This is a genomic window from Pimelobacter sp. 30-1, from assembly GCF_018831735.1.
GTDB lineage: Bacteria > Actinomycetota > Actinomycetes > Propionibacteriales > Nocardioidaceae > Nocardioides.
In genome coordinates this window covers 124,549-137,808 of record NZ_NHTS01000012.1, presented here as the reverse complement: position 1 = coordinate 137,808, position 13,260 = coordinate 124,549, and the positions used below count along the sequence as shown (strand labels likewise).

Here is a 13,260-nt window from a genome sequence, read left to right as displayed (position 1 = left end):
GATTCTCTGGGATTTGGGGGAGATCGAAGCGTCATGACTCCTCGACCTTCCTAGGGCGACCTGTCGCACGTGCGCATCGTGGTGCGCCCCGGGCTAGGACGCCTTTGGCATATTGCAATGCGGGTGAGATGTAATCGCTCCCACAGAGGACGTGCTTGTCCGCATCCTGGGTACGCACTTTCGTGCGGACTCGCATTAGGCCCTCTGTGCGGCCACTTCCTCTGTCTCTGGTTGTGCGTCTGGCAGCTCAGCCGGGGGCACGCTGTCCCGGATGCCTGGTTCGTCCTTCGTCGTCATTGGAGGATCGCTGTCTCGGCCCACCTTGCAGACGTCCCGGCAGCGGCCGAGCCGCACAAGGTGCTATTCCGCTCGGGGCGAGATACGACGGCCGGCCGTGGTGCGCAGGACAGGGACCGCGGGTCCGCGCCTCGGTTCGAGCACATGGAGGGCAAGCCGGTCACTCGGCTCATCGGAGTCGCTCGGGCTGAGTCGGCGAGCTGTTGGCTGAGGGGTAGGTCGTCGTCGTTGTCGAGCGAGTGGCATCGGGAGCGCTCCAGGGGCGCTCGATCTCCATGCCCCGGATTTTCTGTCGCCTGCGTTCGAGAAGGCGGAACCAGAGGTGGGGGTGATTCGGCAGACCGGCCTCGACGTCGGCGCCACCGTCCTGGTGGCCGGCCGCGGAGCCGAGGACGTTGCATGCAATCGACGCGGCCGCCGGCTTGAGCGCTCTGACCACGAGGGCAGCTCCTTCGCCTACATCGCTGGTGGTCCCGTGATCACGGCCGCTGGCAATAGGCCGCGGCCGAGGTCCAGTTCTGCACTGACCTGGTCTCTCCGGACGGCGGTCGCCTCCTGAGGCAGCGCTGATCTGACCTGGGGCCGGTGACCCGGACTACGCACCGCACGTCCACGATCGATCAGCTCGTGCTCGACACCCGTGGCCGTCGCATCAGGAGATGCGGGCGATGGGCCGATGTCCGAGCGTGCGCTGGAGGATGCCGCCGACCCCGAGGGCTGGCGGCGACGATCGCTGCGATGTGGCACAGCTCCGGGCCGCTGCGAGGTGAGGGCGGCAGGTGCGCCGGGCGAGGTACGGCCTCGTGCTGGCGATCGGGTTCGCGATCGGCCTGCTGATCGTCGTCCTCTGTGCCAAGCCGAGGTGGGGTCAGCGGGAGACGCGCTTGCCTGCCCAGCGCAGGGGAGTGCTGGTGCCGCGCTGGCACGCGCCGACCTTGTAGGAGAACGTGCCCTGGGTGACCTTGCGCTTCTTGGCGACGAGCTTGCCGGTGGCCTGGAGGCGGTACTGCGTGCCGTTGGCCAGGGTGCCGGCGTAGACGCGGTTGAAGCGGCCGTTCTTCTTGACCTTCATCGTGGGCATGGACTGCACGATGAGCCGGACGTCGAGGCCGCAGATCACGTTCATCGTGACGATCCACTTCTTGATCACGCGGCCGTTCTTGGCGACCTTGAACTTGATCTCGAGCCGGTCGAGCGGGTTGGGCTCGGTGGGCGTCTCGGCGCCGCGGTAGGTGCCGTTCGGGCTCTTGGCCTTGGCCCGCTCGGCGACCGCGACGGACCCGGGGGTGCCGGTGGCGTGGACCGGGGTGGGGGAGGCGGTGAGCAGGAGACCGAGGGCGAGGAGGAGCACGGTGAGGGCCCGAGCGATGGCGCGCATGGCCAGCACGCTAACACTGCGGTCCGCGTCTCCCGGCTGGATCGGCGGGCGGCGCCTACGCTGGGGGAGCGGGAGCAGCATCGTCCTGAGGTGAACGAGGAGGCGGCATGTCCAACACCGGCTGGGGCTCGTCGTTGTGGGAGCAGGCGCAGAAGGTGCGCGTCACCAAGGGAAAGATCGAGGCGCCCGTGCGGGCCGACGGGACCCACGGGATCCAGGTCGGCGACTTCTCGGTGACGGGGTCGCCCATCCCCGCCACCGGTACGACGCCCGGCCGGCGGGCAGGCGGCCGGCCCCGGGTGGTCGCCTGCTTCCTCCTCAGTACGGCGCTCAACCTCGCGGCCCTGCGCTTCATGGTCGACCGCGACGACTTCCTGGACGAGGGGACGCCGTGGCTCCCGCTCACGCTCGCGCCGCTCGCCCTGTCGGTCCTCGTCGCGGCCCTCGTACGGCGGCGGTGGGGCCGACCGGCTGCGCGGGCGGTCCGCTGGGGTGCGCTCGCGCCCTTCGCGCTCCTCGTGCTCGTCTTCGCCGTCTTCGCGATGTCGATGACCAGCTAGAACCCGCACAGGAGTTGAACGGACAGGAAGATTTCCTGTCTAATGGGTCTCATGACGGAGATTCTTTCGACCGACCGTGATTCCCTCGTCGCCCAGCCGGCGTGGCGGACCCTCAAGGACGCCGTCGAGGAGATCCGTCCGTGGCAGCGCGCCGACGGGTCCATCGACTTCGACGCACCCGAGGCGCCCGCGCGCGAGACGGTGTCCGCGGCGGTCGGCCGGGTGGTGGAGGCGGTCGAGGTGCTCTCGCCCCTCCTCCCGTACGACGCCGCCTACCACCGCGCGCTCGGCGCCGACCTGCGGCGGTGGGCCGAGGGTGGGTTCGGGGTGCCCGACTTCCTCGACTCGCTGATGGCGTTCGAGCCGGCCCGGGAGCGCACCGACGGGCGCCGGCACCTGGTCGTGTTCCCGATGTACACCCAGAACGGCAACCCCGACCGCAACCTGGAGGCCGTCGTCTTCACGATGGTCTGGCCCGACTGGCTGGCTGAGCTCGAGGCGACGCGCTACGACAACCCGCTGTTCTGCGGGATCACCTTCGACGACTTCACCAGTGGCTACGACACCAACTCGGCGGTGCTCTTCCCCGAGACGGTCGCCGTGCGCGAGGTGCCGGACCGGTTCAGCTGGGGTGCGATCTTCTGTGACCGCGAGGCGGCGCGCTTCCGCCGGGTCAGCGAGGCGGCGGTGGACCTGCTCGGGGTCGAGGTGCCCGACGAGGTGCGCGACCTGATCGACGACCAGCAGCGCAGCCAGGACGCGTTCGTGCTGTGGGACATGGTCCACGACCGCACCCACAGCCACGGTGACCTGCCGTTCGACCCGTTCATGATCAAGCAGCGCCAGCCGTTCTGGATGTACGGGCTCGAGGAGCTCCGCTGCGACCTGACCGCGTTCAAGGCGGCCGTCGAGCTCGAGGCCGAGGGCGTGGCCCAGGCCAAGGACGTGCAGCACGCGATCCTGCTCGACCGGATGTTCCGGTTCCCGGTGACCGGCACGCGCACCCGCAACTACGACGGCCTCGGCGGCCAGCTGCTCTTCGCCTACCTGCACCAGCACGACGCGCTGCGCTGGACCGACAACAAGCTGCGCATCGACTGGGACCTCGCGCCCCAGGTGACCAACGCGCTGTGCACCGAGATCGAGGACCTCTACCGCGACGGCATCGACCGGCCCAAGCTCGTGCACTGGCAGGCCGGCTACGAGCTGGTCAGCCGCTACCTCGCGCCGCACCCGGCATCCAAGTGGGCCCGTGGCGCCGAGGCGCTCGACCTCACCAAGCAGCCGCGTGAGCTGGTCGACGACGTGCTGCCCGACGAGTTCCCGCTGAGCATGTTCTTCGAGGCGCTGGCCAAGAAGCTCAAGAACGTCATCGCCGAGACCCGCGGCATCACGGCCGCCGCATGACCCGCGTCGTCGCGGTCGCCGGGGCCGGTGGTCCCGCCGGCCAGGCAGCAGTACGACGGCTCGCCGCGGCCGGCTTCACGGTCGCGGCCGCCGACGCCGACCCGGTCCGGCTCGACCAGGCGACCACAGCGACGGACCGTGCGGTGGTGGACCTGCTCGACGCGGCCGCCACGCGCGAGTGGGTCGACGATGTCGTCGCCCGGCACGGCCGGCTCGACGGGATGGTCCACCTCGTCGGGGGCTGGCGCGGGGGCAAGGGGCTCACCGCCGAGGCGCTCGACCACTGGGCGGTGCTCGAGCCGCTGCTCGTCCGCACCCTCCAGCACACCTCGCTCGCCGCGCAGGACGCGCTCGCCGCGGCGCCCGCCGGGCGGTTCGTGGTGGTCAGCGCGGCCGGTGCGGGCGCGCCGACCGCGGGCAATGCGGCGTACGCCGCCGCCAAGGCCGCCGCGGAGGCCTGGACCCTCGCGCTGGGCCATGCCTTCGCCAAGGCCGGCACGACGGCCGCCGCTACGATCGTGGTGGTCAAGGCCCTGGTCGACGAGGCGATGCGGGCGGCCCGTCCGGACGCCGCGTTCGCCGGGTTCACCGATGTCGACGAGCTGGCCGCGACCATCGCCGGTCTGTGGGACCGGCCGACCGCCGAGCTGAACGGAGAGCGCCTGTGGCTGACGCCGCGACCCTGACCACCTCCGGGACCACCGCCGCGCAGCGGCGGCACGATCCCGAGGCCCGCCAGTTCGCGAGCGACAACTACGCGGGCGCGCACCCCGAGGTGCTGGCCGCGATCGCGCTGGCCAACGGGGGCCACCAGGTCTCCTACGGCGAGGACGTCTACACCGAGCACCTCCAGACGATCATGGCCGGGCTGTTCGGCCCGGGCGTCGAGGCCTACCCGGTGTTCAACGGGACCGGCGCCAATGTCGTCGGCCTCCAGGCGCTCACCGACCGGTGGGGCGCGGTGATCTGCGCCGAGTCCGCGCACATCCACGTCGACGAGGGCGGCGCCCCCGAGCGGATGGGCGGGCTCAAGCTGCACACCGTGGCGACCCCCGACGGCAAGCTCACCCCCGAGCTGGTCGACCGGCAGGCCTGGGGCTTCGACGACGAGCACCGCGCGATGCCGCAGGTCGTCTCGATCACCCAGTCGACCGAGCTCGGCACGCTCTACACGCCCGGCGAGATCCGGGCGCTCGCCGACCACGCGCACGGTCTGGGTCTGCGCCTGCACCTCGACGGGGCCCGGCTGGCCAATGCGGCCGCGGCGCTCGGCGTACCGGTGCGGGAGTTCACGACCGACGCCGGCGTCGACCTGCTCTCGTTCGGCGCCACCAAGAACGGCGCGCTCGCCGGCGAGGCTGTCGTCGTCCTCAACTCTGAGGGCGTCAGCCACCTCAAGCACCTGCGCAAGCTCTCGATGCAGCTGGCCAGCAAGATGCGCTTCGTCTCGGTGCAGTTCGAGGCGCTGCTCGCCGACGGTCTCTGGCTGCGCCTGGCCGGTCACGCCAACGCGATGGCCCAGCGGCTCGCCGCCGGCGTGAGCGAGGTCGACGGGGTCGAGGTGCTCTACCCGGTGCAGGCCAACGGCGTCTTCGCCCGGCTGCCGCACGACGTCAGCCGCCGGCTCATGGAGCGGCACCGGTTCTACTTCTGGGACGAGGCGGCCGGCGACGTGCGCTGGATGTGCTCGTTCGACACCACCGAGGACGACGTGGACGCGTTCGTCGGCGCCCTGCGCGAGGAGATGGGCCGCAGCGCCACGTAGACCGCGGATCCTGCGACCACGCCCCAGAACGCGCTGCCCACGCTGAGCAGCACGACGCCGCTCATCGTGACGGCCAGGGTGGTGAGCGCGGCGACGCCGCTGCGCGAGTCCCCGCTCGTCGCACCGCTGAGCGCGGTCAGGGTCGAGCCGAGCAGGGCGACGGCGGCCAGCGCGGTGATCGTCTCGGCCGGGATCGACTGGAAGCCCGCGACCAGGAAGCCGCCGAACACCCCCACCAGCAGGTACGCCGTCCCGGCCGAGAGGCCCGCGATCCAGCGCCGGTCCCGGTCCGGGTGCGACTCGGGACCCGTGGCGATCGCGGCCGTGATGGCGGCGATGTTGATGCCGTGGTTGCCGAACGGCGTGAGCACCGCCGACGCCGTCGAGATCGAGCCGACGAGCAGCCGGTCGTCGGGGCGGTAGCCCTCGGCCCGCAGCAGGGCCAGGCCCGGCGCGTTCTGCGAGGCCATCGTGACGATGAACAGCGGGAGCCCGATGCTCACCAGGGCGGCGGGGTCGAAGGTGGGCATCGTCAGCACCGGGACGGTGACCGCGAGGCCGGTGCTGATCGGCTCGAAGGCGCCGGTGACCGCGGCGACGACGATGCCGACGACGAGCGCGGCGAGGACGGCGTACCGGTCGAACCAGCGCTTGCCGGCGAAGAACGTGACGATCACGCTGCCGGCCAGCAGGGGAGCGGAGGCGAAGGCGCCGGTCGCGGTGACGACGAAGGGCAGCAGCACGCCGGCCAGCAGGGCCTGCAGCACCGGTGCGGGCATGTGGTCGAGCAGCCACCCGAACCATCCCGTCCAGCCGACGACCGCCGCGGCGACCGAGGCGACGAGGAAGGCGCCCACGGCGTCGGAGAAGGCGATGCCCTCCAGCGAGGCGATGAGCAGGGCCGCGCCGGGGGTGGACCAGGCGACGATGACCGGGATCCGGGTGCAGGCGCTCAGCACGATGCTGCACGCGCCGTTGCCGATCGAGACCGCCCAGACCCAGGACGCCGTGTGCGCCTCGTCGAGACCCGCGGCCCGGGTGGCCGCGAGCACGATGAGGAACGGGCCGGAGTAGTTCACCAGCGCCGAGATCATCCCGGCCACCACGGCGGAGACGGAGGCGTCCCGGCCGACGGCGCGTAACGCCTTGCGTGCAGAGTGAGTAACGTTATCTACTGCCTTCATGAACGACGATAACAGAGCCGCGGAGATCGCCGAGCTCCTGCGCCGTCGGGCTGAGACGATGGCGGTGGGCGACCGGCTGCCCGGGGTGCGTCAGCTCTCCCGCGAGCTTGCCGCGAGCGCGGCGACCGTCTCGGCCGCGCTCGCCCGGCTCACCGCGCTCGGCCTGGTCCGGGCCGAGCCGGGGCGCGGCACGTTCGTCGCCGGCCGCCGGGCGCAGCCCGAGCCGGACTACAGCTGGCAGTCGCAGGCGCTGGGCCGGGCCCGGGTCGACCCGCGCCGCGCCGGCCGGCTCGGCGCCCACGGCGGCGCCGAGGACATCCAGCTCTCCTGGGGCTACACGGCGGCCGAGCTCCAGCCCACCGAGGCCCTGCGCGCCCAGGCGAGCCGGGCCGTGCGCAGTGCCCGGGCGTGGTCGATGGTGCCGGTCGCCGGCCTGCCCGACCTGCGCCGGGTGCTCGCCGCGGACTACGACGCCGAGCCCGGGGACGTCCTCGTCGTCCCCGGTGGCCAGCAGGCGCTGGTCTTCGTGCTGCGCACCCTGGCCGAGCCGGGGGACACGGTGCTCGTCGAGAGCCCGAGCTATCCGGGCGCGGTCCTCGCCGCCCAGGCCGCGGGCCTCGAGCTCGCCGCAGTGCCTGCGGACCTCGACGGCATCCGGCCCGACCTGCTCGCCGACGCGCTGGAGCGGACCCGGGCCCGGGTGGTCTACCTGCAGCCCGGCTGCGCGAACCCGACCGGCGCGGTGCTCAGCCCGGAGCGGCGGGCCGAGGTGCTGGCCCTCGCTGCGGAGCACGGCGCGTTCGTCGTCGAGGACGACTGGGCGCGGCACCTGGGGCTCGACGGCCCGACGCCGCTCCCGCTGCTCACCGAGGACCCGCACGGGCACGTCGTGTCGATCGCGACGCTGACCAAGGTGGTCGCGCCCGGTCTGCGGATCGCCGCCGTGGTCGCCCGCGGGCCGGCGGGGGAGCGGCTGCGGACGGCCCGGATCGCCGAGGACATGTGCGTGCCGGCGCTGCTCCAGGAGACCGCGCTGGGGCTGCTCACCGCGCCCGCCTGGCCGCGCCACCTCAAGGTCCTGCGGTCCCGGCTGACCGAGCGGCGCGACGCGATGATCGACCACGTGCGCGCGCACGGTCCGCACCTGCGGCTGACCCATCCGCCGCGCGGCGGCATCCACCTGTGGGTGCGGGTGCCGGAGGGCGTCGACACGGCCGCCCTGGCCGGAGCGGCGCAGGCGGCCGGGGTGCTCGTCGGGGACGGGGCGCACTACTTCGTCGACGAGCCGCCCGCGCCGTACATGCGGTTGTCCTACAGCGCCGCGTCGGAGCCCCAGATCGCCGAGGGCGTACGACGCCTGGCCGGGCTCGTCGCCGAGCGCGCGGAGTCGTCGGCGTAGCCGGCCCAGGTCGCGGCCAGCCGGGCGAGCCCCTCGGCGAGCGCCGGGGCCGGCTGCACGAAGCCGATCCGCAGGTGGTCGCGGTGGGAGCCGTTGCCGGTGAACGTCTCGCCGGTGGCGACCGCGACGCCGCTGCCGACCGCCTGGGCGGCGAACCGGGCCGCGTCGCTGCCGGCGGGCAGCTCGACCCACAGCGAGCGTCCGCCGTGGGGCTCCTGCCAGGACCACTCCGGCATCCGCTCGCGCAGCAGCGAGGTGGTCAGCGCGAGCTTGGTCCGGGCCTCGTCGACCCGGCGGGCGCCGATCTCGTCGGCGCGCTGGAGCAGCTCGAGCGCGACCAGCTGGGAGATCACCGAGGTGCCGAGGTCGTAGGCGCTCTTCATCCGCACCAGGCTCTGGATCAGTGACTGCGGGGCGCGCAGCCAGCCGACCCGCAGCCCGTCCCAGAGCAGCTTGCTCGTGCCGCCCACGGTGATCACCCGGCGCTCGTCGAGGAAGGCCGCGAGCGGTGGCGCCGGCGCCGGCTCGAACAGCTGGTCGGCCAGGATGTCGTCGTCCACCACGAGGCCGCCGCTGTCGTGGACCAGCCGGGCGAGCAGCTCGCGGTCGCCGGCGGGCATCGAGTGCCCGGTGACGGTGTGGCAGGTGGTCATCACGTAGAACAGCGGCTGCGCCTGGCCGGCGACGTGCTCGGCGGCGGCCGCGATCCGCTCGGGGTCGGTCAGTGCGGGCACGCTCAGCAGCCGGGCCCGGCGCATCCGGGCGAGGTCGAGCAGGCCGAGGTAGGTCGGCGCCTCGACCACGAACGGCGCCGTACGACGGCGCAGCAGCTGGGTGCTCATCGCCAGGCCCTGCTGGGCGCCCGCCGTGATCAGCACCTGCGCGGGATCGGTCGGCAGGCCGCGGCGGGTGTACCAGTCGGCCACCCATGCGCGCAGCTCGGGCTCGCCCTCGGTGTGCTGGGTGGCGAGCATCGCGCGGGCGAAGACCTCGTCGGCGGTCGAGCGGATCGCCTCGCGCATCTCGCCCAGCACCGCCGGCGTGCTGATCGAGAGGTTGATCAGGCCCTGGCTGTGGGCGGGCTCGCGGTCGGCGGTGCCGTCGGTCAGGTCCATCATCCGCGGCAGGGTCGCGGCGCCGGGCGCGGAGGTGACGTAGCTGCCGCTGCCGACCCGGCGGTCGAGCGCGGAGATCGCCTCCAGGCTGGCGTAGGCACGGACCACGGTGGTGCGCGAGACGCCGAGCGCGGTCGCCAGCGTCCGCTCGGCGGGCAGCCGCTGGCCGGCCGCGATCCGCCCGTCGCGGATCAGCTCGAGGAGCGTGTCGCTGACGATCCGGTGGCGCTCGCCCTCGCCGCGCAGGCGGGTGCTCAGCTCGGCGGTCAACGCCGCGGACAGATCCATCATGTGATGTCCATTACCTCGAATTGGCCTCTTGCATGACCCCCGTCACATCGCAACGATACCGACACCTCGGGCCAATCGGACGGGTGATGGAGGTGCCAAATTGGACTGGTCTTCGCCGCCGCGCTCGCGCCGCCCGTCGCCCTCGCGCGCGCCGGCCGACCTGCCGGCGTGCGCCCTCGCACGACGTGGCTCGGCACGTCCGCCCTCCCTCAGCACGATCATCAAGGAGTTTCGGTATGAGTAGCCTGGCCCTCTTCTTCGTGGGTTCCGTCCTGCTGTGCAACGGCCTCGGGTTGTTGGGGCGGCTCAGCCCCAAGGACACCGCGCCGATCAACCTGTTCATCGGCCTCACGCTCGTCGCGACCGTCGGGGTCACCGCGCTGCCCGTCGCGGGCGGCAGCGAGGCCGAGCTGTCGACGGTGCTCGGCAGTGCGGGCTTCCTGCTGTTCGCGTTCACCTACCTCTACGTGGCCCTCAACAACTTCCGGGACCTGCCGGGCCAGGGTCTGGGCTGGTACTGCGGCTGGGCGGTCCTGGTCTCGCTGATGCTGGCGTGGGTGAACTTCGACCGCTTCGACGACCCGAAGTTCGGGGCGATCTGGCTGTCGTGGGCCGTGCTGTTCTCGGCGTTCTTCCTGGTGCTCGCCCTCGGGCTCGACAACCTCACCGTGGCGACCGGCTGGCTCACCGTGCTCCAGGCCTTCACGACCACGACCCTTCCCGGCGCGCTGATGCTGACCGGGCGCTGGGCCGACGTGCCCACCGCGGTGGTGGTCGCCGCGCAGGTCGCCGTGGTCGTGGTGTTCGTCGCGGTGGCGACCGTGCGCCGGCCGGTCGCGACGCTGGAGGTCGCGAGCGCATGAGCCAGGTCGCACCGCCGGCCCCGGTGGCCGGAGCCGAGCTGGCCTTCCGCTCGGTGGACGAGCTGCTCGCGGGTTTCCGGTCCCGGGCGTTCTCGCCCTCGGAGGTCCTCGACGAGGTGCTGGCCCGGGCCGAGCGCTACGCCGCGCTCAAGCCGTTCCTCACCCTGGACGCCGACGGCGCTCGCCGGGCCGCCCGGATCGCCGATGACGGCTACGCCCGGGGCGCGCAGGAGCCGGCCCGGTCGCTGCTCGGCGTACCGGTCACGATCAAGGACCTCCTGCGGACCAAGGGACTGCGCACCACGCGCGGCTCGCTGGTCTCGGCGAGCCTGGTCCCCGACGAGGACGCGCCGGCCGTGGCCCGGCTGCGGGCCGCTGGTGCGGTGGTGGTCGGCAAGACCAACACCAGCGAGGGCGGCTGGAAGGGCGATGCGGGCAACCGGCTGATCGGTCCCAGCGCCAACCCGTGGGACCCGCGCTTCAGCTCGGGCGGGTCCAGCGGCGGTGCCGGGGTGGCGGCTGCGCTCGGGCTCGGGCCGATCGCGGTGGGGACCGACGGCGGCGGCAGCGTGCGGATCCCCGCGGCGTTCTGCGGGGTGGTCGGCTACAAGCCGACGTTCGGCCGGATCCCGTACTACCCGGCCTCGCCCGAGGGGCTCTCGCACGTCGGCCCGCTGACCCGCAGCGTCGCGGACGCGGTGACCGCGGTGCGGCACATGGCCGGCTACGACCCGCGGGACCCGACGAGCGTCCCGGGCCGGGGCGCCGTCGTCCCGGCCTCGCGGCGGCCGCTGCGGATCCGGCTGGTCACCTCGCTGGGGTTCGCGACCGCCGGACCCGAGGCCTGCGCCGCGACCCGTACGGCGGCCGCGGTGCTGGCCGGGGCCGGGCACGACGTGGTCGAGCTCGACCTGGACCTCCCGGACCAGCTGGGCACGATGATGACGCTCTGGGCCGGCCACGAGTCGGTCGCCTACGGCGACGACCTCGACCAGGTCGCCGACCGGCTCGACCCGGGCCTGCTCGCCCTCATCAGGTACGGCCGCACGCTCTCGGCGCGCGACCTGGCCGGTGCCCACGAGCGGCGGGCCGCGCTGCGCCAGCGGATGCGCGAGGAGCTGGAGGCGTTCGACCTCCTGCTCACCCCGACGATGCTCGGCACGGCGTTCCCCCTGGGGCTGGACGCCCCGCCCGAGGAGGCGGCTGCAGATGTCGTGGGCCTCGGGTGGACGCCCTTCACCTACCTCTTCAACCTGACCGGGCAGCCTGCCGTCTCGGTCCCGGCCGGGCTCAGCCGCGCGGGACTCCCGCTCGGCGTCCAGCTGGTGGGGCGGCTGCACCGCGACGGCGACGTCCTCGCCACCGCCGCCGACTACGAGGCCAACCGGCTGTGGCGTCCCGACTACCCGGGACTCGACCCGCAGCTCGACCACCCAACCGAAGGAACCGAAGGAGAAGAAGGCCGATGAACGAAGCAACGAACCCGCGTCTGGAGGACCTGGCCACCGGCCGCGTGGGCTTCATCGCGGACCACGGGCTGTGGTCCGAGGCGCAGCAGCGCAAGGCCGAGCAGGTGCTCGCCGCGATCGACGAGCACGACCTCGACGTCATCCGGGTCGTGTACGTCGACCCGCACGGACTGACCCGCAGCAAGTCGCTGACGCCGTCGGCGTTCCGCTCCACGATGCGCAACGGCATCGACACCAGCCCCGGCGGCGTCATCTTCGACACCGGGCTGGACCTGGTGTTCAACCCGTTCGAGGAGGGCGGCGGCCTCGGCAACGAGGGGATGACCGGCGCGGCGGACTTCCTGCTGGTGCCGGACCCGGACACCTTCCAGGTGCTGCCGTGGTGCGCGGGCACCGGCTGGATCCTGGCCGACGAGTACCTCAAGTCGGCGACCCCGCTGCCGTACTCCTCGCGGCTGCTGCTCAAGCAGGCCCTGGCCCGGCTGGCCGAGCGCGGCCTGCAGATGGTGGTCGGGCTCGAGGTCGAGTGGTACCTTACCCAGCTCGTCGACCGCCGCTACGAGGTCGACGCGATCGGCGGCTTCGGCAGCCCCGGTGAGGCGCCGGTCGTCGCGCCGCTCAACCTCGGCTACCAGTTCATGAGCGAGAACCTCTGCGACGAGGCCGAGGAGCACATCCGCGAGCTGCGGCGCGCGATCACCGCGTTCGGGATGCCGCTGCGCACGACCGAGCACGAGTCGGGGCCGGGGCAGATGGAGTTCACCTTCGCGCCGATGGACGCGCTGGCGGCGGCCGACGCGATGGTGCTCTTCCGGACCGCGGCCAAGCAGGTCAGCGCCCGCCAGGGCCTGCACGCGAGCTTCATGTGCGCGCCCAAGCTGTCCGGCTTCGACGCCAGCGGCTGGCACCTGCACCAGTCGATCTTCGACACCGCGACCTCGTCCAACGCGTTCATGTCGACCAGCGACGACAGGATCGTCTCCGACCTCGCCCGGGCGTACGCCGGCGGCCTGCTGGCCCACGCGCCGGCGACGACGATCTTCGCGGCGCCGACGGTCAACGGCTACAAGCGGCTGAGCGAGCGGTTCTCGCTCTCGCCCGACCGGGCCACCTGGTCGGCCGACAACCGGGGCACGTACCTGCGCGTGCTGGGCGAGGCGAACGACCCGGCGTCCCACTTCGAGAACCGGGTGGGGGAGCCGGCCGCGAACCCCTACCTCTACATCGCCTCGCAGCTGGTGGCCGGGCTCAACGGCATCGACGAGGGCACCGACCCCGGCCCGATGTCGGTCGACCCGCACGACACGAGCCTGCCGCGGCTGCCCGGCAGCCTCGCCGAGGCCGCGGACGAGCTCGACCAGAGCGCCCTGTTCCGCAAGGAGTTCGGCGACGAGTTCGTCGACTACTACCTGCGGCTCAAGCGCAACGAGTGGCGTCGCTACACCGCGTCGCTCGCGGCCGACGGCATCGCCGACGACCAGGACGAGGTCACCGACTGGGAGCAGCGCGAGTACTTCCGCATGTACTGACCG

General features: G+C 72.7%; 10 protein-coding genes and 1 pseudogene. 8 read left to right on the top strand and 3 right to left on the bottom strand.

Annotated features, from left to right (window positions below; genetic code table 11):
• Nucleotides 1–1,165: 1,165 nt before the first annotated feature.
• Nucleotides 1,166–1,675 (bottom strand): hypothetical protein, encoded by a 510-nt coding sequence (locus CCO04_RS25060; protein ID WP_215816909.1) that lies wholly within the window; start codon nucleotides 1,673–1,675, stop codon nucleotides 1,166–1,168.
• 107 nt (nucleotides 1,676–1,782) lie between these two features.
• On the opposite strand from CCO04_RS25060, the gene CCO04_RS25055 reads away from it, so the two are divergent.
• From CCO04_RS25055 to CCO04_RS25040, 4 genes are read left to right on the top strand one after another with little or no spacing between them, the layout of a single operon-like run.
• On the top strand, nucleotides 1,783–2,235 hold the full coding sequence (locus tag CCO04_RS25055) for a hypothetical protein (RefSeq protein ID WP_215816908.1): 453 nt from the start codon (nucleotides 1,783–1,785) through the stop codon (nucleotides 2,233–2,235).
• Nucleotides 2,236–2,286: 51 nt separating this feature from the next.
• Nucleotides 2,287–3,642, top strand: coding sequence for a DUF6421 family protein (locus CCO04_RS25050; protein ID WP_215816907.1), 1,356 nt, complete (start codon nucleotides 2,287–2,289; stop codon nucleotides 3,640–3,642).
• Nucleotides 3,639–4,328: an SDR family NAD(P)-dependent oxidoreductase gene (locus CCO04_RS25045; RefSeq protein ID WP_215816906.1), complete on the top strand. Its 690-nt coding sequence runs from the start codon at nucleotides 3,639–3,641 to the stop codon at nucleotides 4,326–4,328. The genes CCO04_RS25050 and CCO04_RS25045 overlap by 4 nt, the downstream gene beginning before the upstream one ends.
• Entirely contained in the window at nucleotides 4,307–5,407 is a 1,101-nt protein-coding gene (locus CCO04_RS25040; RefSeq protein WP_308281522.1) for a low specificity L-threonine aldolase, read from the top strand. The genes CCO04_RS25045 and CCO04_RS25040 overlap by 22 nt, the downstream gene beginning before the upstream one ends.
• A 47-nt stretch (nucleotides 5,408–5,454) precedes the next feature.
• On the opposite strand, the pseudogene CCO04_RS28915 reads toward CCO04_RS25040, so the two are convergent.
• Nucleotides 5,455–6,501: pseudogene (locus CCO04_RS28915) on the bottom strand (benzoate/H(+) symporter BenE family transporter); the annotation flags it as partial.
• Nucleotides 6,502–6,589: 88 nt separating this feature from the next.
• Here CCO04_RS28915 and CCO04_RS25035 point away from each other — a divergent pair.
• The gene (locus CCO04_RS25035; RefSeq protein ID WP_215816905.1) at nucleotides 6,590–7,990 is read left to right on the top strand and encodes a PLP-dependent aminotransferase family protein; all 1,401 of its coding nucleotides are present in this window, start codon (nucleotides 6,590–6,592) and stop codon (nucleotides 7,988–7,990) included.
• Here the strand turns inward: CCO04_RS25035 and CCO04_RS25030 are convergent.
• A complete protein-coding gene (locus CCO04_RS25030) occupies nucleotides 7,903–9,396 on the bottom strand; it encodes a PLP-dependent aminotransferase family protein (protein ID WP_215816904.1) in 1,494 nt (497 codons plus the stop codon). The two genes, CCO04_RS25035 and CCO04_RS25030, sit on opposite strands and share 88 nt — an antisense overlap.
• A gap of 236 nt (nucleotides 9,397–9,632) precedes the next feature.
• Here CCO04_RS25030 and CCO04_RS25025 point away from each other — a divergent pair, with 236 nt between their 5' ends.
• The 3 genes from CCO04_RS25025 to CCO04_RS25015 are packed head-to-tail and all read left to right on the top strand — an operon-like array spanning nucleotide 9,633 to nucleotide 13,257.
• Entirely contained in the window at nucleotides 9,633–10,259 is a 627-nt protein-coding gene (locus CCO04_RS25025; RefSeq protein ID WP_215816903.1) for an AmiS/UreI family transporter, read from the top strand.
• Nucleotides 10,256–11,728, top strand: a complete 1,473-nt coding sequence (locus CCO04_RS25020; RefSeq protein ID WP_215816902.1) for an amidase family protein — start codon at nucleotides 10,256–10,258, stop codon at nucleotides 11,726–11,728. Before CCO04_RS25025 ends, CCO04_RS25020 begins: the two co-directional genes overlap by 4 nt.
• Nucleotides 11,725–13,257 carry a glutamine synthetase family protein gene (locus tag CCO04_RS25015; RefSeq protein ID WP_215816901.1) on the top strand — a complete coding sequence of 511 codons (1,533 nt, stop codon included), beginning with the start codon at nucleotides 11,725–11,727 and terminating at the stop codon, nucleotides 13,255–13,257. The genes CCO04_RS25020 and CCO04_RS25015 overlap by 4 nt, the downstream gene beginning before the upstream one ends.
• Nucleotides 13,258–13,260 lie beyond the last annotated feature (3 nt).

What these genes read in the sequence shown, in the direction of transcription:
- CCO04_RS25045 (WP_215816906.1), top strand. Translation starts at nt 3,639, where the DNA reads ATGACCCGCGTCGTCGCGGTCGCCGGGGCCGGTGGTCCCGCCGGCCAG.
- CCO04_RS25025 (WP_215816903.1), top strand. Translation starts at nt 9,633, where the DNA reads ATGAGTAGCCTGGCCCTCTTCTTCGTGGGTTCCGTCCTGCTGTGCAAC.
- CCO04_RS25015 (WP_215816901.1), top strand. Translation starts at nt 11,725, where the DNA reads ATGAACGAAGCAACGAACCCGCGTCTGGAGGACCTGGCCACCGGCCGC.
- CCO04_RS25060 (WP_215816909.1), bottom strand. Translation starts at nt 1,675, where the DNA reads ATGCGCGCCATCGCTCGGGCCCTCACCGTGCTCCTCCTCGCCCTCGGT.
- CCO04_RS25020 (WP_215816902.1), top strand. Translation starts at nt 10,256, where the DNA reads ATGAGCCAGGTCGCACCGCCGGCCCCGGTGGCCGGAGCCGAGCTGGCC.
- CCO04_RS25050 (WP_215816907.1), top strand. Translation starts at nt 2,287, where the DNA reads ATGACGGAGATTCTTTCGACCGACCGTGATTCCCTCGTCGCCCAGCCG.
- CCO04_RS25035 (WP_215816905.1), top strand. Translation starts at nt 6,590, where the DNA reads ATGAACGACGATAACAGAGCCGCGGAGATCGCCGAGCTCCTGCGCCGT.
- CCO04_RS25055 (WP_215816908.1), top strand. Translation starts at nt 1,783, where the DNA reads ATGTCCAACACCGGCTGGGGCTCGTCGTTGTGGGAGCAGGCGCAGAAG.
- CCO04_RS25030 (WP_215816904.1), bottom strand. Translation starts at nt 9,396, where the DNA reads ATGATGGATCTGTCCGCGGCGTTGACCGCCGAGCTGAGCACCCGCCTG.